Raw genomic sequence first — 23,651 nt, forward strand, 5'->3', positions numbered from 1 at the left:
GGCCCCGGCCGGATCCGCCCGGCGCGCCGCCGTCGATTCCCGGGCCGGGGCCGTCCGCCGGGCCGCCGTCGCCGGCCGGCGCGCCGTCGTCCCCCGCCACCAGGTCGGATACGCGCACCGGGTCGCCGCCCCGGGCCAGGTGGCCGCCGTCCGGGGCGGTCGCCGCCGCCAGCTCCTCGGCGGCCAGCTCGTTGAGCCGGGCGCAGAGTCGTTCGGCGCTGCGCCGCGAGTTGGTGAAGACGATGGTCGACCGATGCGCCCGGATCAGCGCGAAGACCCGCTCCTCGACGGCCGGCCAGATGGACGCCCGGCGCGGGCCGACGCCGCCGAGGGCGTCCTCCGGCGGCTCCTGCTCGTCGAGGCGGGTCATGTCCTCCACCGGCACCTGCACGCTGACCTCGATGGTCTTGCTGCTGGCGGGCTGCACCACGTCGACCGGCCGGGCGCCGCCGAGGAACCGGGCGCAGACGTCGATCGGCCGGACGGTGGCCGACAGGCCGATCCGCTGGGCCGGCGTCTCCAGCAGCGCGTCGAGGCGTTCCAGGGAGAGCGCCAGGTGGGCGCCGCGCTTGGTGCCGGCGACCGCGTGCACCTCGTCGACGATCACCGTACGCACCCCGCGCAGCGAATCCCGGGCGGCGGAGGTGAGCAGCAGGAACAGCGACTCCGGCGTGGTGATGAGGATGTCGGGCGGGGTACGCGCGAAGGCCCGCCGCTCGTCGGCCGGGGTGTCGCCGGTGCGCATGCCGACGGTGATGTCGGGCGGGGTGAGACCGAGCCGGGCGGCGGCCTGCCGGATGCCGGTGAGCGGCGCGCGTAGGTTGCGTTCGACGTCGACCGCGAGCGCCTTGAGCGGGCTGACGTAGAGCACCCGGCAGCGCTGCCGGGCCTCGGCCGGGGCCGGCTCCTTGGCCAGCCGGTCCAGCGACCAGAGGAACGCGGCCAGGGTCTTGCCGGAGCCGGTCGGGGCGACGACGAGGGCGTTGCGCCCGGCGGCGACGGAGCGCCAGGCGCCGGCCTGGGCGGCGGTGGGGGCGGCGAAGGCGGCCTGGAACCACTCCCGGGTCGCCGGGCCGAAATCCGCCAGCACGGCCGCGTCCCCGCCGGTCACCTCGTTCGCCACGCCCCCATCCTGCCTCGCCGATGTGACATTCACTCGTCGCCGGACGCTGTTCTGTCCGGGTCGATGACTTAAGCGATAGTTGGGGGCGTTACTAGCGTTAAGTCTTACTTAACTGCTTGCTTGTGCCGCGCAACATAAAGTAACTTCACTCCCAACGCAGCGTCGGGGTGGAGGGCTTGGATGATCGTCGAGGAGCGCGGCTCCGGGCCCGGGACCGACGTACTCATCCGGAAGGTCGACGGCCACCTCGCCGTGCTCCGCACCGGCCTGCACGGCCCGGAGCTGGAACTGGCCGAGGAGCTGGCCCGGTGCCTGCGCGAGCTGGTGGTCGCCACCGCCCACTCCAGCGCCGCCGACCGCGGGCTGGTCCGCGCCGCGGTGCACTACTTCGTGCTGCGCCGGGAGAGTCGGGGCAAGCTGCTCCCGGTGCGCTCGCTCGCCGCCGCGCAGCGGGTGGTCAACAAGGTGGTCCGCCAGCTCGGCCGCCCCGACCTGCTGGTGGAGATCCACCCGCGCCGTCCCTGACCAGGCGCTCCCGGCGCTGGCTGGTGGCGCCTCGCCGTCATTCCGTGCCGGTGGACTGCTGCCGCGTACCTCGCTTCACCAGGACGGCTCCGGTCCGGTGCAGCACGGCTAGGATCGGCACAGCGACAACCGCCCCCGCGATGCCGCCCAACAGCGTTCCCGCGGTGACCGCCAGCAGGACGGGGACGGGGTGCAGTCGCAGCGCCCGCCCGACGATCAGCGGTTCCAGCAAATTGCCTTCGAGTTGCTGGACAACGATGACGGCGGCGATGACGAGCAGCGCATCCGTGGGGCCGTTGGCAACGAGGGCGACCAGTGCTGCGGCGACGCCGGCGACGGTGGCCCCGACGATCGGGACGAACCCACCGAGGAAGGTCAGCAACGCGAGGGGGAGGGCCAGCGGCACGCCGATGATCAGCAGGGCGACCCCGATGCCGATGGCGTCGACCGCCGCCACGACCACCTGTCCCCCGATGTAGCGGCTGAGCGCCCACCAACCGGCTCGACCTGCCTCGTCGAGCGTCGTGCGCAGCCGCTGCGGAACCGGTCGCAGCAGCCAGGCCCACATTCGGGAGCCGTCCTTGAGCAGAAAGAAGAGCAGGATCACGGCAAGGAGAGCAGCCCCGACGGCCTCCAGGGTGACGCTGGCGGCCTCGGCCGGATCGAGCTCCGCGGAGCGTTGTGTGACCCGCTCCCGGACTACCGCGACGATGGCGTCGAGTTGTGCCTCGTCTATCGGGAGAGGGCCGTCGACGACCGCCTGCCGGATCTCCGCCAGCCCGGCCGACAGCGTCGCGCCCAGATCGTCGAACTCGGTGGCGACCTGACTGGTCACGACGGTGACGGCGAGCGCCACCAGCCCGAGCAGCGTCAGTACGGCACCGAGCGCGGCCAGCGTGTTCGGCACCCGCAGCCTTCGCAACAGCCTGCTCACGGGACTGAGCAGTGCGGTGAGCAGCAGGGAGACGGCCACGGCCAGGCACAACGGAGCAACCGTGAGCAGGAGCCGACCCACCAGATAGGCGGTCGTGGCGAGCACCAGAACGCAGAGGCCGCAGACGGTGGCGACGCGGAGCGACCAGGGGAGTGCTTCCCACGCGCTGGCGGCCCCGCTGTTCGGAGTTCGGTGCTCTGGCATGCAGGTCTCCGTACCTGTGGAACGGTCCCGGCGCCGAGCCGGGCGTGCCGGAGGCGGGCGTGGGACATGTCCTTTCTAGTCCGCCGCGTTCATTCGAGAAGCTGGGACACGGCAAGTTGTCCCCTAAAGGACGCTTGTAGCGCCTGAGGCGATTACACCGGCGATTTCATGGTTTGTCCGGTATCAAGGAATCATGTCCCTTGACCGCGTCGGGCCGAGCCCGCCCTCGACCGTCCGCCGGGGCACGTCGAACCTGCCGACCCCCACATCGCGGTCGCCCTTCGTGGGCGTGGCGGGATGATCCTGGCGTTCGTCCTCGCCTGGCAGGTCGGGCTCGCCGCGACGGTGCCCGCGCTCAGCCGGAGACTGGGGCGGAACGTCGGCTATCCCCTCGCCGCCGGCTACGCCGTCGCCGCCGCCCTGTTGCTCACCCGACTGCCGGCGATCCTGGACGACGATGTCGTGCAGATCTCGTGGCGGTGGCTGCCGTCGCTCGACGTGTCCGCCGCCCTCCGAATGGACGCCCTTTCCCTGATCTTCGCGCTGGTGGTGCTCGGCGTCGGTGGTCTGATCATGGCCTATACCCCGCGCTACCTGAGCGGTTCCGGTCAGCACATCACCCTGTACGTCTCGTTGACCCTGTTCGCCGGCGCGATGCTCGGTCTGGTCTTCGCGAACGACCTATTGCTGCTCTTCGTCTTCTGGGAACTGACCTCGATCCTGTCGTTCGTCCTCATCGGGCAGAACCAGCCGGCGGCGACCCGTCCCGCGGTACACGCGCTGTTGGTAACGTCCGGTGGCGGTCTGGCTCTGCTGGCCGGCTTCGTGATCCTCATGGTCAGCCTGGGCACCAGCGACATCAGCCGGATCCTCGCCCAACCCGAACGTCTGGCATCGGGGCCGGCAGCCGCGGCCAGCGCCCTGATCCTGCTGGCGGTGTTCACGAAGTCGGCGCAGGTGCCGTTCCACTTCTGGCTCCCGGGGGCGATGATCGCGATCACGCCGGTCAGCGCGTACCTGCATGCGGCGACCATGGTGAAGGCGGGGATCTACCTGGCGATGCGCTTCTCGGCGTTGTTCGGGGACCGTCGGCCCTGGAGCATCGCGCTCATCGGGGTCGGCCTCGCGACCGCGGTCCTCGGGGCGTTCCTCGCCCTGCGCCAGCATGACCTGAAGGCGCTGCTGGCCTACTCCACGGTGAGCCAGCTCGGCCTTCTGATCGGCGTGATCGGGGTGGGCACTCCCGAGTCCGATGCGGCGGCCATCCTCTACACCGTCGCCCATGCGTTGTTCAAGGCGACGCTGTTCATGCTCGTCGGGATCATCGATCACGAAGCGGGGAGCCGTGACCTGCGCGAACTCTCCGGCCTGCGCCGGGAGATGCCGGTCACGAGCACGATGACCGCGCTGGCGGCCATGTCACTCGCCGGGCTGCCGCCGACGATCGGGTTCGTCGGCAAGGAGGCGATCTTCGAGGCGCTGAGCGAGGCGCCCGGCGGGGTCTGGCTGAGCTGGACCGGTACGGCACTGGCAGTGCTGGCGTCCGTGCTCACCTTCGCCTACGCGGCTCGTCTGGTGTATGGGGTCTTCGCCGGTCCGCCTCGCCAACGCGGGCTGTACGAGCCCTCCTGGTCGTTCCTGGCACCGGCGGCCGTGGCCGCGGTGGCAGCGACCGTGGCTGGGCCCCTGGTCGGCCTGCTCGGCCCGCTCGTGGTACGCGCCGCAAACAACGCTCGGCCGCAGGGGGAACCAGCCGAGCTGGCGTTCTGGCACGGGTTCACCGTCGCGTTGCTGCTCTCCGCGCTCACCGTCGTGTTCGGCATGCTGCTCTTCACGTTCCGGACGCGTACCGATCGCATGTTCCTCGAAGCCCCCACCGCACGGCCGTTCGTGTCCTACTTCGACCGCGGGTACGGGTGGTTGCTGGGCTTCGGCGATCGGGTCGCCGCGATGGCCCGGGCCGAGGGCCCGGCACCCTTCCTGATCATGCCGCTGCTCGCCGTGCTCCTGCTCGGGGCGGCCGCCACAGCGCTCGTCGGACCCGTGTCGCGTCCGCCGGGCAGCCTCACCCGTCCGGGCGACCTGGTGGTGCTGGCGCTCCTCGTGATGGTGATCGGTGGGCTGGTCGTCGCGCGCTCCCTGCTAGCGACGATCAGCCTCACCGGGCTGGTCGGGCTGATCCTGTCGGTCTGGTTCGTGACCGTCGGCGCGCCGGATGTGGCGGTGACCCTGCTGCTGGTGGAGGTGCTGACCACCATCGTCATGATGCTCGTGCTGCGACAACGGCCCGGCGAGCCGGTCCGTCGCGAGCGCGCACGTCCGTCGGGCGCGGCGGCGGTGCTCGCAGCCGGGGTGGGTGTCATCGCCGCCGCCGGCACGGCCGCGCTGACCGGGCGACGGGAGCTGTCCCTGCCCGCCCGCTACTACCTGGAGCGAGCGGAGCCCGTCACCGGTGGCCACAACATCGTCAACGTGATTCTGGTGGACTTTCGCGCCCTGGACACCCTCGGCGAGGCGGTCGTGCTCAGCGTCGTCGCACTCGGCCTGGCCGCGGTCCTGGACACCGCCGGAGCGACCGGTCGGGCGAGGGCTGGTCCGCCCGACGCGGATCTCGTCTTCGGCTTCGCCTACCGGGTGCTGGCCCCGGTGATGCTGTTGATCTCGGCGTACCTCTTCGCGCGTGGGCACGAGGAGGTGGGCGGCGGCTTCATCGGGGCTCTGGTAGCTGGCACCGCCGTCGGTCTTGGGCATCTCGCCCACGCCGGGTCGTCGGTGCCGCCCCTCGGCTGGCTGCGCGGCCGTCCGCTGCTCGTCTCGGGTCTGCTGCTGAGTCTGACCGTCGGCTTGGCGCCCGTCGTGGTCGGTCGGCCGTTTCTGGCACCCGGGAAGCTGCCCTTGCCGGGACCGCTGTCGCTCTCCTCGGGAGTTCTCTTCGACCTCGGGGTCTACCTGATGGTCCTGGCGCTCGTCGTGTCCGCGGTACGCCGGCTCGGCAGCCCCGGCGGCCGGCGCACCGAGGCGCCCTCGTGACCGCCGCCGCGCTTCTCGTCGGCCTGCTCACCGCCGCCGGCGTGTTTCTGGTGCTGCGCGGCTCGCAACTCCGCCTGATCATCGGGTTCATCCTGCTCGGCCACGCGGTGAACGTGCTGCTGCTGTCCGCCGGCGTACTGCGGTGGCGAGTTCCCGCGTTCGCCGACGGTGGGCTGGACCGGGCCGACCCGCTGCCGCAGGCGTTCACCCTCACCGCCATCGTGATCAGCTTCGGCATCACCATCTACCTGCTCGGTCTGCTGCGCACCGGCGGAGCAGAGGCGTCCGTCATCGAGCCGGACCCGGCGGATGACGACGGCCCGACGAACCGGCCGACCGAGGTCCGCGATCGGGACGAGACATGACGGGAATCCTGGTCGTGCTGCCCGTAGTGGGGCCGCTACTCGCCGCTGCGGCGCTGCTGGCCTGGCCGGCTCGTCCATTGCTACGCCGCGTCACCGGCCTGGCGGTGTCGGGTCTCGTGTTCGTCACGGCGATATGCCTGTTGGCCGTGGTCAGGAGCGGCACGGTGCTCACGGTGCGGATCGGGGGGTGGGCAGCGGTGGTGGCCATCCGGTTCGCGGTCGACGTGTTCACGGGACTCATGCTCTGCGCCGTCGCCCTGGTGGTGCTGGGCTGCCTCGCCTCGGCCGCCGGGACCGGTCAGGACCGCCATCCCTTCTTCGTGCCGTTGGCCCTGGTGCTCGCGGCCGGCGCAAACGGTGCGCTGCTCACCGTCGACCTGTTCAACCTCTTCGTGCTCATCGAGGTCATGCTGGTTCCGTCGTACGTGCTCCTCGCCCTGCGCGGTCAGGCCCGGGACGTGCGGGCGGGTCGGGTGTACGTCGCGACCAACCTGCTTGCCTCCACCCTGCTGCTGGCCGGTGTCGGCCTGCTCTACGGCGTGCACGGGTCGGTGCAGCTCAACGAACTCGTCGGCGCCGCGCGGGAGTCGTCCCGGGTAGCCGCCGCGGGCGGCGTCGTGCTGGTGGCGCTGGCGGTCAAGAGTGCGGTCGTGCCGGTGCACGCGTGGCTGCCGCGAAGCTACTCGGAGGCGCCGCCGGTGGTGGTCGCCCTCTTTTCCGGGCTGCTCACCAAGGTCGGTCTCTACGCCCTCATCCGCGTCTTCGCAGTCCTCTACGGTGGTTCCGCCGACCATCAGTGGGTGATCGGTGCGGCGGCGCTGGCCTCCATGTTGGTGGGCGTCCTGGGGGCGGTCGGCGAGCACAGCATGCGTCGAGTGCTGTCGTTTCACATGGTCAGCCAGATCGGTTACGTGCTGCTCGGTCTCGCCTTGTTCACGCACGAGAGCCTTGCCGCCGCGATCTTCTATCTGGTGCAGTACATACTGGTCAAGACGGCCTTGTTTCTGTGCACCGCGGCGGTGCACGCCGACCGTGGCACGGACCGGTTGGTTGCGCTGGGTGGCCTGGCGATGACGCGTCCGGTGCTGGCGGCGGCTTTCGCGGGCGCCGCCTTGTCGCTTGCCGGCCTGCCGCCGTTCTCCGGTTTCCTGGCTAAGTTTCTCCTCATCAAGGCGGCCGCGGCCGGCGGGGCCTGGGTGGCGGTGGCCGTGGCCCTGGGAGTTAGTCTGCTCACCCTCACCTCGATGCTGAAGGTCTGGGGTTCGGTGTTCTGGGGACTGCCAGGAGCGGCGCGACCGGCCGCGACAGGGTGGCGGCCCCAGGCCTGGGCTACGTTGCCCGCGTTGACGCTGGCCGTGGCCACTTTGCTGCTCGGACTCGCGGGGCAGCAACTGTTGATCCTTTCGGAGGCGGCCGCGACCGGCCTGACGAACCCGACCGAGTATTTGGCGGCGGTTCTCCGATGAGTCAACCGATGCGGCTTTCGCTGCGAATCGTCCGACGCGCCGCCCGGATCCTACGGTTCATCGGATATTTCGCGGTCCAGTTGGTGCAGGCCAATCTGGTTGTCGTCCGGGAGATCCTTACGCCCGGTTCGGGCCTCTGCCCGGCGATCGTCCGGATTCCGCTGCAGGCCAGAACAGATCATGAGATCGTGTGGATGGTCCTCTGCGTCGGTCTGACGCCGGGCACTCTGCCGCTGGCGATCGACCGGTCCGCGCCGGCGCTGTACGTGCATGGCATGCACGCCCGCGACCTGGCGGACTTCAGCCGTCGCCTCGCCGCACTGGAGGGCAGGTTGCTGTCGGCCATGCGCCCGGCGGCTACCACGCGGGAACCGGTGGGTCCAGCCGGCCCGACCGCAGACACCGATCGGGGGTGAAGGTGCTCCTCCTCGACATCGTGCTCGGCGCTCTCGCACTTTCGATGATCATGGTCATCGTGCGGCTCGTCGCCGGCCCGACCGACGCGGACCGGGCGGCGGCGCTCGACCTCGCTTTCGTCCACGTCATCGCGGCGGTCGCGGTCCTCGCGGCCCGGCTGGAGCTCCCCGCCGTGCTCGACTTGGTCCTGGTCGGCACCTTGGTCGGGTTCCTGGCAACGGTCTCCCTGGCCCGGCTCCTCGACCGGCCCCGGTCGTGATCCGGGTGCCACTGGCATCGGTCCTGCTAGTCGTCGGCACTGGGCTGGTGGTAGTTAGCGCCGTCGGGCTGGTCCGGCTGCCCGACGCCTACAACCGCATGAACGCGCTGGCCAAGGCGGCCAGTCTCGGCGCGGTCGGCGTGTTGCTGGGGGTGCTGCTGCTCCTACCCAGCCCGCGGAACGCCGTAGTGCTGCTACTCGCCACCGGGCTGCAGTTGTTCACCGCGCCCCTCGGCGGGTACGCCCTGGCCCGGGCCGCCTACCGGGCGGGCACGCCGCTCTCGCCGGCCACCTGGCAGGACGAACTCGCGGCACGTGGGGCACCACCGGCATCGGCCACCGGTGGAGCGCCGGACGCGTGACGCTCGACCGGTCGCCCAGCCGCTCCAGCCGAGTCGGTGCACCTGGTCGGCGGCCAGTGGTCGGACGGGCTGCCTACCGCCCACCGGTCCGTACCGAGATCCGGTCGCCGCCGGACACGACATGGGCCGCCTCCTCCAAAATGACCGTGACCGGTGCGGCGGCGCTGGGCAGGACCTCCACCGAGACCACGTCGTGACTGCAGTGACAGCGCAGCCAGTGCCCGCGGTAGCCGACGTTGAAATCGAGGTGGCCGAGCGCCGGTGGCAGCTGCGGGTGAAGCCGCAGGGCGTCATCGCGGGCCTCCAGCCCCGTGTAACAGCGCTGCAAGATGTCGGCGGTCCCGGCCATCGCGCCGAGGTGGACGCCATTGCCGGTGGTGCCGGACGCGGTGTCGGACAGATCTGCGGCGAGCGCGTCGCAGAGCAGCTGCCAGGACGCCGAGCGCCTGGTGCGGGCGAGCACCCACGAGTGGACGACCCGGCTCAAGGTCGAGCCGTGGGTGGTGCGGGCGAGGTAGTAGTGGACAGTGGCCGGGATGGTCCCGGGGTCGAACTGGTAGCCGAGATGTCCGAGAAGCGCGGTCAGCTCCTCCGCGCTGAGCAGGTAGAGGAGCATCAGGACGTCCGCCTGCTTCGACGTCTGGTAACGGTTGGGGTGGCTGCCCTCGGCTTCGAGGATGAGATCGAGCCGGCCGACATCGCCGTACCGGTCGCGGTAGGCACCCACATCCAGTGTGTCGAGACCGGCGTAGCCGTCGAACTGGCTGAGCAGGCCGTTGGGCAGGAACGGCACGTATAGTCGCCGGCTCATGTGCTCCCAGCGGGCGAGCTCCACGTCGGTGACGGCCAGCCGCTGCCACAGGTCGTCGGTGTGGTGTCCACCCAGGGCGCGGTACACGTCGGCCGTGCGGGCGAGCATCCACGCGGTCATGACGTTGACGTACGCGTTGTTGTCGACGCCGCAGCCGGGGCGCTCGGGATATCCGTCGTGGAACTCGTCCGGCCCCATCACGCCACGGATGTGGTAGCGGTCGGTCGCCGTGTCGTACTCGGCGAGGGCGGCCCAGAACCGAGCGATGTCGACGAGCAGCTCAGCGCCGTACGCGGCCAGGAAGTCCACGTCCCCGGTCACCTGGTAGTACTGCCAGACGTTGTAGGCGATCGCGAGGTTCACGTGGTACTGGCGGCGAGAGTTGTCCGGCATCCACCGCCGCGACAGCGGGTTGTGCAACCAGTTCGGGGTCTCCTCGCGCCCGTCGCTACCGCTCTGCCAGGGGAACAGGGCACCGGCCATCCCGAGGGCACGGGCTCGGCGACGAGCCTGCGGCAGTCGCCGGTGCCGGTAGAGCAGCAGGGCTCGGGTCAGGTCGGGGGTACGCAGGTTGAGCAGCGGGAAGACGAACAACTCGTCCCAGAAGACATGGCCGCGGTAGCCCTCGCCGTGCAGTCCGCGTGCGGGAACGCCGGCGTCCGCGTCGGCCGTGTAGCCCGAGAGGGTCTGCGCCACATGGAACAGGTGCACGTTCAGTGCCCGCTGCTGCTCCACCAGGCCAGGCCCACCGAGGCGCAGGTGAAACCGGCGCCAGAGATGCTTCCAGGCCAGGGTGTGGGCAGCCCGCAGCTCCGGGTAGGCGGGGGCGTCAGCGATCTCGACGAGCGCGGCGTCCAACGGTGCCGAGATGGCGGGGTCCCGGGACGTGTAAAGGGACACGGTCTTGTCCAGTGCCACCGGCGTGCCGCACACCATTGCCAGGTCCAACTCGTGTCCCACGTGGTCCGTCCCGGTCACGGGGCGTCGCCCGCTGGCGGGCTCGGCATCGCCGGCGAGCGACGTACGGCTGGCCAGCGCGATCCGGACCTGCGACTGCGTGGTGTTCGCGGTCAGCCAGCAGTGACTTTCGCCCTGCCCGGTCTCGATTCCGGTCAGGTGATGTCGGGCCAGCGCCGCGTACTCCGCGACGTTGCTGTTGCTGACCCGCCCGTCCACCAGGCTGCGGATCTGCAGCGGCCCCGACCAGTTCAGCGCTGTGATCACCGTATGCAGGCAGGACAGGTGGGGGTGGGCCATCGAGACGAAGCGTTCCTGGCGGACCCGGGTGCGGCGGCCCCTGGTGTCGCGGACGCTGACGTCGCGGCGGTGGAGCCCGCGTCGTAGGTCGAGGGCGACGTGCTGGTGCCTGATCTGGAACGACTCGTCGGGAAACCAGGGCCCGTCCGGGTGCCGGAAGGTGATCGGCAGCCAGTTGGGCATCCGGACCAGACTCTCGTCGACCTGACTCCGGCCGGCGAAATGCGAGACGAGGCGGTTGTACACCCCGGCCACGTAGGTGGCGGGGTAATGGACCGCGCCCGCGACGGTTTCCGGCGCCGCTCCCCGCGTCATCTGATAGCCGTTGCCCAGGGCCAGCATCGCCTCCCTTGCCCGCTCCCGTGCCGGCTCCGGATCCGCGTACGCGAGCAGCCATTCATCAGGACGGAGGCAACAGATGGCGCACACCTCCCGCGTCACCGCATCCTCCCGATCCCTGGCCGGTCAGCGGTCCGGCGGGCTGCCGACCGCATCACGGACGATCGCCACGGGGCAGGGTGCGTGGTACAGCACGGCCTGGCTGACCGAGCCGAGCAGCAGTCCGGTGAAGCCACCCCGGCCGCGGGCCCCGACCACGACCAGTTGAGCATCCCGGGCGGCGTGCACCAGCGCGGCGGCGGGTTGGTCCGTGCTCTGCAGCTGTTCGACGGGCACCTCGGGGTATCGGTCGGCCCACTGGGTCAGGGAGTCGGTGAGCAGCCTGGCCGCGGATCGGCCGAGTTCGCCTCCGGCATGGATCGCCCGCAGCGTCGTGCGCCGTAGGTGCGCCTCCTCGAAGGCCAGGCCAACGGCGATGGCGCTGTGCGGGGAGCCGTCCATGCCGACCACCACCGGGCCACCTTGGTCAGGTTCTCCACGCACCACGAGCACGGGGCTGGCGGCGTGCGGAGTGACCTGCAGTGCCACGGACCCCAGCAGCAGTCCGCTGAACCCACCGAGGCCGCGGTTGCCGATCACCACCATCGTCGCCGTCTCGGCCTCCCCGGCGAGGACCGGAGCCGGAGCCCCGTCGACCACCACCGCCGTGACCTCGATCCCGGGCGCCTCCGCCCTGGCCTGCTCGGCAGCGTCCCGCGCGAGCCGTTCGGCCTGGTTGCGCAACCCGCTCTCGGGTGGGCCGAATTTCGGCTGATCGAGTGGCACGTTGAACAGGGGCCAGATGAAGGCATGCACCACCCGCAGCGGCAGCCGGCGCCAGACGGCTGCCCGAACAGCTTGGCGCAGTGCCCGCGTCGCTTCCGGTGAGCCGTCCACGCCGACCACGACCGGTGCTCGCGCGTCAGCTGACATCCTGTCCACTCCTGCGTCGTTCTGGCCCGGACCTCACGACGTCAGTCCCGGTGCGGCATCGGAAAGCCCGCCACGACGATGCCGTACAACAGGTGGTCCGCGGTCAGTGCCAACTGTTCGTGGACATCGGTGAGCCGTTGCTCGATGCGCAGGGCCGGGGCGATGCCGAAGTGGAAGGCGGCCAGCAGCGCCATGCCGTAGACCGGACCCACCCAGGTCTTGTGCCGTAGCCGCTCGGGAAGTGCCCCGAAGGCCAACCCGGCGCCCAGCCCGTAGCCCCAGTGGGCCACCGCGAGCAGGGCCGGGTGTTGCTCGCCGGGCAGTTGTTCGAGCAACCCTGGAACCGTCTTCTGCAGCACCGACTTTGGTGGTGAACTCTCCACCAGGTTCAACGACGTGGTGGCCTGGCGGAGGCCGGACATCGCCATCGCGGCGATGACGCCGCGGACGCCGCTGCGCACCATGACCTTCGTGTTCAGTGAAATCTTCATCCCGAATCCGTTCGCCACAGGGGGCGGGAGGGCCGCGTACCCGGTGAACGGACCGGCAAACCGTTTTCCCGGGCGCGGCCGGACTGCCGGAAATCGTCCATGGAAGCCCAGCTGAGCTGCCTATACTTCCGGCGTCCGGCTCGTGTCTACCGGGCGATGTTCGGGGCTGTGGCCGCGTCGATTCGTCGGGCGAACTGACCGCTGGCGGTAGGCCCGTGCGAGGCGACGGCGGTTGTTGTCCACGCCAAGGGGTGCCCGCATCGGGCGTCGTTCGGGGGTGAGGGGTGGGCTCGAAGGGCGCGGCCGAGCCGCGCGACGAGGCGCACCACGAGATGTCGGCCCACGAGGTGGTGCTCCTTCTCGAGACGGATCCGCGGCGCGGGCTCAGTGGCGACGAGGCCGACCGGCGCCGCCAACGCTACGGCCCCAACGTGCTGCCGACCGCGGGCGGGCCGGGAGTGCTGCGTCGGATCCTGCGCCAGTTCCACCACCCCTTGATCTATGTGCTGCTGGCCGCGACTGCGGTAACCGCCGTGTTGCGGGAGTACGTCGATTCGGCCGTGATCTTCGCGGTGGTGCTGATCAACGCGGTGGTCGGGTTCGTCCAGGAGTCCCGGGCCGAGGCGGCGCTGGACAGCCTCCGGTCGATGGTGCGTACCGAAGCGCGGGTGCTCCGCGACGGCCAGGCGCGGTCCGTCCCCTCTGAGGACCTAGTGCCGGGCGACCTCATCGAACTGGAGCCGGGCGCCAAGGTTCCCGCGGACCTGCGGATCGTCCGCTCCGACGAACTGCGCGTGGACGAGTCGGCGTTGACCGGCGAGTCTGTCCCGGTCGCCAAGGACGAGGCGGAACTGCCCGAGGTGACGCCGGTGTCCGACCGCCGGAACATGGCCTATTCCGGCACGCTGGTCACGGCGGGCGGCGGCATGGGCATCGCGGTCGCCACCGGCGCCCGGACCGAACTCGGGCAGATTCACCGGCTGGTGGGTTCGGCGGAGAGCCTGGCCACGCCCCTGACCCGCAAGCTCGCCTGGTTCAGCAAGGTGCTCACCATCGCCATCCTCGTGCTGGCCGCTGCCACCTTCGGGGTGGGGCTGCTGCGCGGGCAGGACGCCGTCGAGATGTTCACAGCGGCGGTCGCGCTCGCCGTGGGTGCCATCCCCGAGGGACTGCCCGCGGCGGTCACGATCACGCTGGCCATCGGGGTGACCCGCATGGCGCGCCGCCGCGCGGTGATCCGTCGACTGCCTGCCATCGAGACGCTCGGCAGCACCACGGTGGTCTGTTCGGACAAGACTGGCACCCTGACCGAGAACCAGATGACGGTACGCGCGATCTGGACGCTCGACGCCGAGTACTCGGTCACCGGCTCGGGCTACGCGCCCGAGGGCGAACTGACCGATGAGAACCGGGCCGCCACCGCAACGGCGAGCCAGTCGCTGGAGCGTTGCCTGCTCGCCGGTGCCGGCTGCAACGACGCCCGGCTCGGCCGCGAGGACGGCGAGTGGGTGTTGACCGGGGATCCCACCGAGGCGGCGATGCTCGTCGTCGCGGCCAAGGGCGGCCTCCGTCAGGAGGACATCGCAAGCCGGTATCCGCGTTGCGCGACGATTCCCTTCAGCTCCGAGCGGCAGTACATGGCCACTTTGCACCACGACCCTGACACGAACCGCTACGTCGGGCTCGTCAAGGGAAGTGTGGAGCGCATTGTTTCGATGTCCTGTGCCGCGATGCGCGCGGACGGGTCGAGCGGCCCGCTCGACGGGGAGCGGATCCTGCGGGCGGCCGAAGACCTGGCCAGTCGGGGACTGCGGGTCCTGGCCACCGCCGTGCGGCCTGCCGAGCAGGCGAGCGGGTTCGACGAGGACTCGTTGCCCGGCACCCTGGTCTTCACTGGCCTGCAGGCCATGCTCGACCCACCACGCGCCGCCGCCGCACCCGCCGTCGAGGCGTGCCATTCCGCGGGCATCCGGGTCAAGATGATCACTGGCGATCACGCGGCTACGGCGTCTGCCATCGCGACCCAACTGAAGGTGCTCGAGGCGGGGCAGCCGAACCGGGTGCTTACCGGCGCGGAATTGCGTGGGCTGCCCGAAGGTGAATTCCCGGACGCGGTGGAGGAGGCAGCGGTGTTTGCGCGGGTCTCCCCGGAGCAGAAGCTGCGGCTGGTCGAGGCGCTCCAGCGGCGTGGGCACGTCGTGGCGGTGACCGGCGACGGGGTCAACGACGCCCCCGCCCTACGGCAGGCCGACATCGGTGTCGCCATGGCCCGCGCTGGCACGGAGGTGGCCAAGGAAGCCGCCGACATGGTGCTCACCGACGATGACTTCGCCACCATCGAGGCCGCGGTGGAGGAGGGCCGCGGCGTGTTTGACAACCTGACCAAGTTCCTGGTCTGGACGCTGCCCACCAACCTCGGCGAGGGCTTGGTGGTACTCGTGGCGATCGTGCTCGGGACCACCCTGCCGTTGCTGCCGACACAGATTCTGTGGATCAACATGACCACTGCGGTGTTCCTCGGCCTCATGCTTGCCTTCGAACCCAAGGAGAGCGGGATAATGCGGCGGCCACCTCGTGATCCCGCGCGTCCACTGATCACCCGGGCCCTGATGGTGCGGGTGCTGCTGGTGGCGGCTCTCCTCGTGGCCGGCTCGTCGTGGCTGTTCCACTGGGAGCAACAAAGTGGGCGCTCGATCGCCGAGGCCCGCACGGCTGCGCTAAACCTGTTCGTCGTGGTCGAGATCTTCTACCTGTTCAGCTGCCGATCGCTCAGCCAGCCGGTCTGGCGGGCCGGCCTCTTGTCCAACCGCTGGATCGTGCTGGGTGTGGTGGCGCAGGCGGCCGGCCAGCTTGCCATCACCTATCTGCCCGTCATGCACCGGATATTCGGCACTGCACCTCTGTCCGCCGGGGCGTGGTGGCGCATCCTGGCGATCGGCGTCGTCACCGCGGCCGTGGTGGCCGTGGACAAGCGGCTGCGGCGGCACCTCATGTGACGCACCCACCATCCGGTCGCGGTCTATCCGCCGTCGACGTGGGTAGTCACCAGCATGGTTCCGTCGCCCCGGCCTGCCGCCCGGAGCCCGCGGTGACTCCGTGGTGGTGGGTGCTCCTGGTGGCCGTGTTCTGGCTGGCCATCGGCCTGCTCACGGCGGCCTGGTTCGTGATCCGGGCCGGCCATCCGCACCTGCTGTGGTACGTCGTCGGTGGGCTGCTCGGACCACTGTTCATCCCGATCGCCGTGGAGCGGGGACGCGCCGGGACAGCCGTGGTAGACATGGTGCACCGGCCTTCGACCGGGAAGGGCACAGGCCTGCGGGTCGCGGTCGGTGTGGACGGGTCGGCTGAGTCCGACCGGGCGCTGCGCGCGATCGCGCGGGCGCTCAGTCGTACCGCCAGCGAACTGGTGTTGGTCACCGTGACCAGCCCAGATTCGGTGGGTGAAGACGTGCCGACCGAGCAGCGGGAAGCCCGGCGCATGCTCGACCAGCGGAGCGATGCTCTCCCCGCGGGCTTGCCGCGCCCGACCATCGAGATTGTCCGCGGCCATCCGGTGGACGCGTTGCTGGCCGTGGCCGAGGCGCACGACGTAGATCTCCTGGTGGTCGGCCGGCACGGCCACGGGGTGAGGGACCGGCTGCTGGGCAGCGTGGCGGAGGAACTCGCCCGCCGATCCTCCCGGGCCCTGCTGCTCGGCAGCCTTCCCGATCGATGAGCCGGCGGCGCGCCGGCTCGGCCGATCAGCGGCCATGGAGGTGCTCCGCGGGAGGCCACGCCCCGCGCGGCGAACCGGACGGCCGGGACGCTTCCCGGCACCCTCAGCGAACGTCCAGCCGCCGCCGATAAAATGGCCACATGATCGACTCCTCTGCCCAGGAGGGCAGCAGTAGCCAGCCGGGTCATGCCCGGCAACCCCTCGCCCCGACGGCCCCGGGAGCCCTGAACCTCCCGTGCTGATCCTCGTCGGACTCGCCCTCATCATCGTGCTCACCGCCGCCACCGGTTACTTCGTGGCGCAGGAGTTCGGCTACGTCGCCGTGGACCGGGGCAAGCTCAAGCAGCTCGCCGACGGCGGCGACCAGGCCGCGGCCCGGGCGCTGGAAGTGACCGGGCGCCTCTCGTTCATGCTCTCCGGCGCCCAGCTCGGCATCACCGTGACCGCTCTGCTGGTCGGTTACGCCGCCGAGCCGTACCTGGGCGCCGGGCTGGCCGACCTGCTCGGGCTGACCGGCCTCTCCACCGGGGTCGCGCTGCCGCTGTCGGTGGCCCTCGCCCTGATCATCGCCACCGTGGTGCAGATGGTCCTCGGCGAGCTGGCCCCGAAGAACCTCGCGATCGCCCGCGCCGAGCCCCTCGCGCGGGCCCTGGCCCGGTCCACCCTGATGTACCTGAAGATCGCCGGGCCGGTGATCACGCTCTTCGACCGGGCAGCCGTGCGGCTGCTGCGCCGGGTCGGCATCGAGCCCATCGAGGAGCTGCCCAGCGGCGCCACCCCGGAGGACCTGGAACAGATCATCGCCGAGTCCCGCGAGGAGGGGCACCTCGACGCCGCCATGTCGGACCTGCTCGACCGGGGCCTCGACTTCCGCGAGCTGACCGCCGGGGAGGCCATGGTGCCGCGGGTCGACGTGCACACCGTACGGGCCGACGAGCCGGTCAGCCGGGTCGTCGAGCTGCTCGACACCGGCCACTCCCGGTTCCCCGTGCGGGGCGCCGAGGGGGTCGACGACCTGGTGGGCGTCATCGGCATCGCCGACGTGCTCGGCGTGCCCCCGGCGAAGCGCGCCACCACCCGGGTCGGCGCGGTGGCCGTACCTCCGCTGCTGGTGCCCGAGACGCTGCCGCTGCCGACGGTGCTGGACCGGCTCCGGGTCGGCCACCGGCAGCTCGCCTGCGTGGTGGACGAGTACGGCGGCTTCGCCGGCGTGATCACCCTGGAGGACATCGCCGAGGAGCTGGTCGGGCCGATCCGCGACGAGGACGACCCGCCGGAGCGGGCCCCCGCCCGGCAGGAGGACGGCTCCTGGGTGGTGCCGGCCCGCTGGCGGATCGACGAGGTCGCCGACAGCACCGGCATCGCGCTGCCCGAGGCGCCCGAGTACGACACCCTCTCCGGGCTCGTCATGCGGGAACTGGGCCGGGTGCCCGAGGTGGGCGACCGGCTGGAGATCGCCCTCGCCGTCGACGGCGACGAGCCGGACGCCGAGCCGCGGGCCCTGGTCGAGGTGCTGGCCGTGGACCGGCACGTGGCCGACTCGGTACGGCTGCGCACCACCGCCGTCTCCCGCGGGGAGGAGGCAGCATGAGCCCTGGCTTCGCGCTCTTCTTCTCCGTGGTGCTGCTGGCGCTCAACGGCTTCTTCGTGGCCGCCGAGTTCGCCCTGGTGGCATCCAAGCGGTACCGCCTGGAACAGCTGGCGTCCGGCGGCGGCCGGGCGGCCCGCGCGGCGCTGGACGGCGTCCGCGAGCTGACCCTGATGCTGGCCGGCGCGCAGCTCGGCATCACCCTGTGCACCCTGGGGCTCGGTGCGCTCGCCGAGCCGGCCATCGAGCGTCTGCTCAGCCCGCTGCTGCACGCCGTCGGGCTGCCGGCCACGGTCAGCCACCTGGTGGGGCTGCTCTTCGCCCTGGCCCTGGTGACCTTCCTGCACCTGGTGGTCGGGGAGATGGCCCCGAAGTCGTGGGCGATCACCGACGCGGAGCGGTCGGCGATGCTGCTGGCGCTGCCGTTCCGGGCCTTCGCCCGGATCGCCCGCCCGGTGCTCTCCGCGCTGAACGCGCTGGCCAACGCGGTGCTGCGCCTGGTCGGCGTACGCCAGCAGGACCAGCTGGCCCAGGTGCACGGCCCGGACGAGCTGCGCATCCTGCTGGAGCAGTCCCGGGAGCACGGGCTGCTCGGTGCCGAGCAGCACCAGCTGCTGACCAGCATGCTGGAGCTGCAGGGCACCCGGGTGGCGCAGGTGATGGAGCCGTTCGAGCGGATCGTCACGGTCCGGCGGGAGGACACCGCGGACCGGATCGAGCACGTCTCGCGGGACAGCGGCCGGTCCCGCCTGGCCGTGGTGGACGCCGGCGGCGAGGTCTGCGGCCTGGTCCACGTACGCGAGGCGGTCCGGGCGGTCACCACCGGCCGGCCGGCGACCGCCGGTGAGCTGATGAGCCCCGCGTTCACCCTGCCCGGGGAGGCCACCGTCACCGAGGCGGTCGCGGCGATGCGCGGCCAGCAGGCCCAGTTGGCGCTGGTCCGCAACGGCGGCGGCCCGACCCGGCCGATCGGCTTCGTCGCGCTGGAGGATCTCCTCGAGGAGGTCATCGGCGAGTTCGACGACGAGACCGATCCGGTGCCCCGGGGCCGTCGGCTGCGCTGACTGTGCGACCATTCCGTCGCTTTCTCCGTCCGGCCGGCGGGGTGACCCGGCGGCCGGCCCGAGTGACGCAGTGCAGAACGATCCGGTGGCCCGGTCCGGGACGGCTCAGTTGCCTGCGGCGGCATGTCGCACCATTCGCCGGGCCTGGTCGCGGGGTAGGCCGGTGGCGCGCAGGATGTCGTTGGCCACGAGCCGCAGCTGGGAGACGGCGATCGTGCCGGAGAAGCCCATTTCCTTGCGACAGGCCGCACCCGCGTGGCCGACCGCCGCCAGCACGCACTGCCGGGTGCCCACCGGCTCGCGTGCGGCCAGGAACTCCCGGTGCAGCATCCGGATCGCCTCACCGACCTGTTCCACGGCGGCGGACAGTTCCGCCGGTACCGGTTCATCGTCCCGGAGTGCCGCGCTCAGCCGCCGTACCAGGCTGCGGCTGTTGCGGAACGCCCGGTCGAGGTGCTCGACGCCCTGCCGGAAGGCTCCCAGCACCCGGCGGCGTCTCCACCTGATCGGGGACAGCCGGGCCACCTCGTCGGCAGCGGCCACCACCTCCTCGATCTGGCTCAGCTGGGCGTCAGCGTCGCGCATCCGGTCTAGAACCCGCTCCATACCGCTGGCATCCCGGCTGTTGAGTGCGGTGGCCGAGGTGGTCATCTCGTGCGCGAAACGGTTCAACGCGGGATCGGCCACCCGCCGCACGGCGCGCACCGGGTTCAGTGGCGCCAGCACGAGCACCACCAGAAGCCCGACCGCCCCGCCGATCAGGGCGTTGGCCGTTCGCGGCAGTTCCAGATCGGGTGAGGTGGGCGTGAGGGTCCCGATCAACACAGCCGTACCACCGGCCTGCACGATGAGAGCGCCACTGCCGTGCGCCGCCACGACCGGGGTGATCGCCAGGAAGACGATCACGCCGGTCTGCCAGGGCCCGGTGCCCAGCGCAGCCACCAGCAGGTCCCCGACCGCGATGCCGACCAGCACGCCGATGATCAGTTCGATCGTGCGGCGGGCCCGGTTGCCCAGGGCCGAGCCGATCACGCCCACGGCGGCCAGCGGTGCGAAGGTCGGCTGCTGGCTGCCCAGCAGCTCGCGGGCGACCACCCACGCGAGGGCCGCCGCCAGCCCTGCCTGTACCGCCACCAGGAGATGTGTCTGCAGATGGCGGTAGCTGTCCTGAGCAGCAGAGACGAGTCGGGCCTGCAACCGGCCAAGCTGCTCCCGTTCCCCCGCTACGGCTGACATGCCCACCGGCTACCCACTTCGCGCACCGGCATCCCTGGCCGTGTCCCGGGCACCTCAAGGGCACTGGTACGGCGAAACTGTCGTCTCGACTCCGGGTCGCCGAACCGGCGTTGTCCGGGCGGCCCGGACGCCGCCAGGTCGCCGGTGTCGGGCGGCCCGGACACCGCCCGGCCGTCGATGGTGGGCCGGGCAGGAGTGGCGGGCCGGCGACCGGGAATGCGGCCGGGCCGGAGGGAAGGAGCGGGGAGGGAGCGCGGGGATGCGGCTGACCGGGGTGTCGTCGGAGTCGGTGTGGACCGGACTCTCGGTGAGCACCACGCTGACCAACCCGAGCACCCGCCCGGGGCTGCGCCTGCCCGGCCGGGTGACCCTCGCGGCCGGGGGCGAGGACGTCCCGGTGCGGCACATCCGGCTCGGGCTGGTGGCCCAGGTGGAGCCGGAGGATCCGGGCGCGCCCCGGCGGCTGGTGCAGTATCACCAGGTGCCGATCGCCGGCCGGTTCGTGGTGCCGGCGGGGCGGCGGCGGGCGGTGGACTTCGCGTTCCCGCTGCCCTGGGAGACCCCGGTGACCACCTTCGGCGGGGTGCCCTTGATGAGCCTGCGTACCGGGTTGCGGACCGAGGTGTCGGTCGACCCCGACCTGGACCAGGGGGCGCTGGTGCCGGTCTTCGTCCACCCGCTGCCGACCCAGCAGCACGTGCTGGCGGCGCTGGACACCCTCGGCTTCGTCATGCGCCAGGCGGGGCTGCAGCACGGCCGGCTGCCCGGGGTGGAGCAGACGCTGCCGTTCCACGAGCGGCTGGGTTACTGGGTGGCTCCGCTCTACGCCGGCCCGATCACGGAGCTGGAGGTGATCTTCGTGACGAACGCGGCCTGGCTGGAGGTGGTGCTCTGGGCGGACCGCCGGCTCTCCCTGGCCGGGGTCACCCACCAGAGCATCAGCCGGTTCCGGGTCTGGCACGCCGGGGCCAACCGGCGGGACTGGGTCGGCACGGTGGACGGCTGGCTGCGCCACGCCATCAACCGGCACGCCGCCGCGGCCGCCAACGCGGACTGGTCCGCGTCGATCCGCGAGTCCGCCCACGTCAGCCGCCCCCCTGACGAACCGGTCGCCCCCGGCTACGGCCTGGGCGGCACCGCCGGCGGCGCCGGCGTCGGCGGTGGTGGCGGTGGTGGCGACGGCACCTGAGGCCGCCTCCGGCGCGACCTGCGTGTCGGTCGCGCCACGGCAGCGTGCGCGTTAAGGAGGGGCCCTTTCTCTACCGTAGGCGTTAAGAAGGGGCCCCTCCTTACCCCGAGGCGGTGGCGAGTTTCAGGCTGAAGCCGAGGAAGAGCATCGCCACGGCGGTGGTGCCGCTCGCGGCCAGCCGGCGGCGGCGGTGGAACTGGGCGGCCAGGAAGGTGCCCGCGAAGATCAGCGCGGTCAGGTAGAGCGCACTGGTCACCTGGGCGATCAGCCCGAGCAGCAGGAACGACAGCGCCGGCCAGGCGTACTGCGGGTCGACGAACTGGATGAAGAACGAGATGAAGAAGAGGATCGCCTTCGGGTTGAGCAGGCTGATCACCAGGGCCCGCCGGAACGGGCTGCGTAGCGCCGCCGGCTCCGCCGCGTCGATCAGGCGCGGCGTGGTCGGGTCGTTGCGGTCCCGCCAGCGCCGCCACGCGCCGCGCAGCATGGTCAACCCCACATAACCCAGGTACGCCGCACCGGCGTACTTGATCACCAGGAAGAGCGGCGGGTACGCCTTGAGCAGCGACGCCACCCCGGCGGCGGAGAGGAACATCAGCACCGAGTCGCCGACGAACACGCCGCCGGCGGCCCGGTAGCCCGCCCGCACGCCGCGCTTGGCCGCGGTGGAGAGCACGAAGAGCGAGTTCGGCCCGGGCAGCAGCACGATCGCCACGGTCCCCAGCACGTACGTCCAGATGTCGGTGATGCCCAGCACGCCGGACATCATGACGCCGCCGGCACCGCGGGGCGAAGCCTTTCCCGCAGCGTGACCTGTGCGTTCGGCCACTCGTCGGCGAGCATCGAGTAGAGCGCGGACTGCCGCCAGGTGCCGTCGGCCCGCCGCCGGTTGGACCGCAGCGTCCCCTCCCGGGTGGCGCCGAGTCGCTCGATGGCCCGCTGCGAGCGCTCGTTGAGGGTGCTGGTCTGCCAGGTGACCCGGATCGCCCCCAGCTCCGCGAAGGCCCGGGTGAGCAGCAGCAGCTTCGCCTCGGTGTTGATCCCGGTCCGCCACCACGGCCGGCCGAGCTGGGTGAAGCCGATCTCCACCGCGCGCAGCCCCGGGTCGGGCTGGTAGTAGGAGGTGGTGCCGACCACCGCCCCGGTCACCGCGCACCGCTGCACCCACGGCGTCCGGACGCCGCGCTGGTTCGCGTCCAGCGCCGCGCGCACGTAGCCCGCCATCTCCTCGGCGCTGCCCGGGCGCGGGCTGCCGACGTACCGCCAGACCTCCTCGTCGTCGAGGGCGGCGTACAGCTCCTCGGCGTGGGACAGGTCGAGCGGTTCCAGCACCACGTGCTCGCCGCGCAGCACCACCGGCTCCAGCCAGGGCGAGCGTGGCGGTCGCAGGTACCCGGGCACCGGCGTGGTGACCCCGGCGTCCGGCTCCGGCACGCCCCGGGTGATTCGCAGCGGCAGCACCCCGGCCCAGTACGGCAGGCCGTAGTCGGCGGGCTCGTCGAGCACCCCGGCGGCGCGGATCCGGACCGAGACCTCGCGCAACGGCAGGGCCAGCACGGTGGTCTCGGCGAGTTCCTTGCGGGTCGGCGGCCGGCTGTCCGCGCTGCGCCCTGCGGCCACCTTCTCCACCAGAGCGGTGAGGACCCGGGCCTTCTCCGCCTCGTCGGTGACCGGCCGGGCGGTGCCGTGCGCGACCACCGAGCGGTAGTTGGCGCTGTGGTGGAACTGGGACCGGCCGAGGACCAGCCCGTCGAGGTGGGTGACCGCGACGCAGACCGGCAGCCCGTCGGCACCCCGGGCGGCGAGCAGCGGCCGGCTGCCGGTGGAGCCGTGCACGTAGAGGGTGTCGTCGATCCGGACGTGCAGGGTGGGCAGGACGCGCGGCTCACCGTCCACGGTGAACGCCAGCGCGCAGTGGTACCCCTCGTCGAGCAGGGCGTGGGCCGTGGCCCGGTCGTAGTGCATCCGGTCGCGGTAACGGGTGGCGGTGGTCCGTTCGGTCGGGGGGTACATGGGACATCCCACCTTTGTTCTAGTACAATCTCCGAACTGTGGCAGCACATTATCAGATCGCTGGCTCGTCGTCGGCCGCGATTTCAGCGAGCGTGGAGAGCGGCATCCGCGCCGGCGCGCTGGCTCCCGGCGACCCCCTGCCCGCCGTCCGCGCCCTCGCCGCCGAGCTGGCCGTCAGCCCGGCCACCGTGGCGAAGGCGTACCAGGAGCTGCGGCAGCGCGGCCTGGTCGTCACCGCCGGCCGGCACGGCACCCGGGTCCGGCCCCGCCCGCCCGTGGCCACCCGGGCCG

At 71.6% G+C, this 23,651-nt stretch carries 20 protein-coding genes and 1 pseudogene; 13 read left to right on the top strand and 8 right to left on the bottom strand.

Translation table 11 applies throughout. From position 1 onward, the window contains the following. A partial coding sequence (locus tag EFE23_RS22640) for a DEAD/DEAH box helicase (protein ID WP_233601107.1) occupies positions 1–1,123 on the bottom strand: 1,123 nt, incomplete at its 3' end. Between the two features lie 180 nt (positions 1,124–1,303). On the opposite strand from EFE23_RS22640, the gene EFE23_RS22645 reads away from it, so the two are divergent. After that, a complete protein-coding gene (locus EFE23_RS22645) occupies positions 1,304–1,648 on the top strand; it encodes a hypothetical protein (RefSeq protein WP_123242945.1) in 345 nt (114 codons plus the stop codon). Positions 1,649–1,685: 37 nt separating this feature from the next. Here EFE23_RS22645 and EFE23_RS22650 read toward each other — a convergent pair whose 3' ends face one another. Continuing rightward, on the bottom strand, positions 1,686–2,786 hold the full coding sequence (locus EFE23_RS22650) for an AI-2E family transporter (RefSeq protein WP_123242946.1): 1,101 nt from the start codon (positions 2,784–2,786) through the stop codon (positions 1,686–1,688). Between the two features lie 297 nt (positions 2,787–3,083). Here EFE23_RS22650 and mbhE point away from each other — a divergent pair. The 6 genes and pseudogenes from mbhE to mnhG all read left to right on the top strand — a co-directional run. Beyond that, positions 3,084–5,826: pseudogene (gene mbhE / locus EFE23_RS22655) on the top strand (hydrogen gas-evolving membrane-bound hydrogenase subunit E); the annotation flags it as partial. Next, positions 5,813–6,181: a sodium:proton antiporter gene (locus EFE23_RS22660; RefSeq protein ID WP_123242948.1), complete on the top strand. Its 369-nt coding sequence runs from the start codon at positions 5,813–5,815 to the stop codon at positions 6,179–6,181. The pseudogene mbhE and the gene EFE23_RS22660, both read left to right, overlap by 14 nt. Continuing rightward, positions 6,178–7,647, top strand: a complete 1,470-nt coding sequence (locus EFE23_RS22665) for a proton-conducting transporter transmembrane domain-containing protein (RefSeq protein ID WP_123242949.1) — start codon at positions 6,178–6,180, stop codon at positions 7,645–7,647. The genes EFE23_RS22660 and EFE23_RS22665 overlap by 4 nt, the downstream gene beginning before the upstream one ends. A gap of 8 nt (positions 7,648–7,655) precedes the next feature. Beyond that, entirely contained in the window at positions 7,656–8,063 is a 408-nt protein-coding gene (locus EFE23_RS22670; protein ID WP_123242950.1) for a Na+/H+ antiporter subunit E, read from the top strand. Positions 8,064–8,065: 2 nt separating this feature from the next. After that, on the top strand, positions 8,066–8,323 hold the full coding sequence (locus tag EFE23_RS22675; protein ID WP_123242962.1) for a monovalent cation/H+ antiporter complex subunit F: 258 nt from the start codon (positions 8,066–8,068) through the stop codon (positions 8,321–8,323). After that, the gene (mnhG, locus tag EFE23_RS22680; RefSeq protein ID WP_123242951.1) at positions 8,320–8,685 is read left to right on the top strand and encodes a monovalent cation/H(+) antiporter subunit G; all 366 of its coding nucleotides are present in this window, start codon (positions 8,320–8,322) and stop codon (positions 8,683–8,685) included. The genes EFE23_RS22675 and mnhG overlap by 4 nt, the downstream gene beginning before the upstream one ends. Before the next feature lie 73 nt (positions 8,686–8,758). Here mnhG and EFE23_RS22685 read toward each other — a convergent pair whose 3' ends face one another. From EFE23_RS22685 to EFE23_RS22695, 3 genes are read right to left on the bottom strand one after another with little or no spacing between them, the layout of a single operon-like run. Beyond that, positions 8,759–11,194 (bottom strand): glycoside hydrolase family 65 protein, encoded by a 2,436-nt coding sequence (locus tag EFE23_RS22685; RefSeq protein ID WP_233601108.1) that lies wholly within the window; start codon positions 11,192–11,194, stop codon positions 8,759–8,761. 24 nt (positions 11,195–11,218) lie between these two features. Beyond that, positions 11,219–12,064 carry a universal stress protein gene (locus tag EFE23_RS22690; RefSeq protein WP_123242953.1) on the bottom strand — a complete coding sequence of 282 codons (846 nt, stop codon included), beginning with the start codon at positions 12,062–12,064 and terminating at the stop codon, positions 11,219–11,221. Positions 12,065–12,105: 41 nt separating this feature from the next. Then, entirely contained in the window at positions 12,106–12,555 is a 450-nt protein-coding gene (locus tag EFE23_RS22695) for a hypothetical protein (protein ID WP_123242954.1), read from the bottom strand. Between the two features lie 332 nt (positions 12,556–12,887). On the opposite strand from EFE23_RS22695, the gene EFE23_RS22700 reads away from it, so the two are divergent. From EFE23_RS22700 to EFE23_RS22715, 4 genes are all read left to right on the top strand, one after another. Next, a complete protein-coding gene (locus EFE23_RS22700; RefSeq protein WP_123242963.1) occupies positions 12,888–15,551 on the top strand; it encodes an HAD-IC family P-type ATPase in 2,664 nt (887 codons plus the stop codon). Between the two features lie 92 nt (positions 15,552–15,643). After that, entirely contained in the window at positions 15,644–16,270 is a 627-nt protein-coding gene (locus tag EFE23_RS22705; protein ID WP_123242955.1) for a universal stress protein, read from the top strand. A 235-nt stretch (positions 16,271–16,505) separates the two neighbouring features. Beyond that, positions 16,506–17,861: a hemolysin family protein gene (locus tag EFE23_RS22710; RefSeq protein ID WP_123242956.1), complete on the top strand. Its 1,356-nt coding sequence runs from the start codon at positions 16,506–16,508 to the stop codon at positions 17,859–17,861. Further along, a complete protein-coding gene (locus EFE23_RS22715) occupies positions 17,858–18,922 on the top strand; it encodes a hemolysin family protein (RefSeq protein WP_123242957.1) in 1,065 nt (354 codons plus the stop codon). Before EFE23_RS22710 ends, EFE23_RS22715 begins: the two co-directional genes overlap by 4 nt. Before the next feature lie 105 nt (positions 18,923–19,027). Here the strand turns inward: EFE23_RS22715 and EFE23_RS22720 are convergent, their stop codons facing one another. Further along, positions 19,028–20,158, bottom strand: coding sequence for an FUSC family protein (locus EFE23_RS22720; protein WP_123242958.1), 1,131 nt, complete (start codon positions 20,156–20,158; stop codon positions 19,028–19,030). A 259-nt stretch (positions 20,159–20,417) separates the two neighbouring features. On the opposite strand from EFE23_RS22720, the gene EFE23_RS22725 reads away from it, so the two are divergent. Beyond that, on the top strand, positions 20,418–21,347 hold the full coding sequence (locus EFE23_RS22725; protein ID WP_123242959.1) for a sporulation protein: 930 nt from the start codon (positions 20,418–20,420) through the stop codon (positions 21,345–21,347). A 100-nt stretch (positions 21,348–21,447) separates the two neighbouring features. Here the strand turns inward: EFE23_RS22725 and leuE are convergent, their stop codons facing one another. Together leuE and EFE23_RS22735 are read right to left on the bottom strand one after the other, a co-directional pair. Further along, complete coding sequence (gene leuE, locus EFE23_RS22730; protein WP_123242960.1) at positions 21,448–22,116, bottom strand: leucine efflux protein LeuE; 669 nt, start codon at positions 22,114–22,116, stop codon at positions 21,448–21,450. Beyond that, the gene (locus EFE23_RS22735; RefSeq protein WP_123242961.1) at positions 22,113–23,360 is read right to left on the bottom strand and encodes a bifunctional pyridoxamine 5'-phosphate oxidase family protein/GNAT family N-acetyltransferase; all 1,248 of its coding nucleotides are present in this window, start codon (positions 23,358–23,360) and stop codon (positions 22,113–22,115) included. Before EFE23_RS22735 ends, leuE begins: the two co-directional genes overlap by 4 nt. A 38-nt stretch (positions 23,361–23,398) precedes the next feature. Here EFE23_RS22735 and EFE23_RS22740 point away from each other — a divergent pair. Next, positions 23,399–23,651 (top strand): GntR family transcriptional regulator (locus EFE23_RS22740; protein ID WP_123242964.1); only part of this gene is annotated, 253 nt, incomplete at its 3' end.

The sequence above is a fragment of the Micromonospora solifontis genome (genome assembly GCF_003725545.1).
Taxonomy (GTDB): domain Bacteria; phylum Actinomycetota; class Actinomycetes; order Mycobacteriales; family Micromonosporaceae; genus Micromonospora; species Micromonospora solifontis.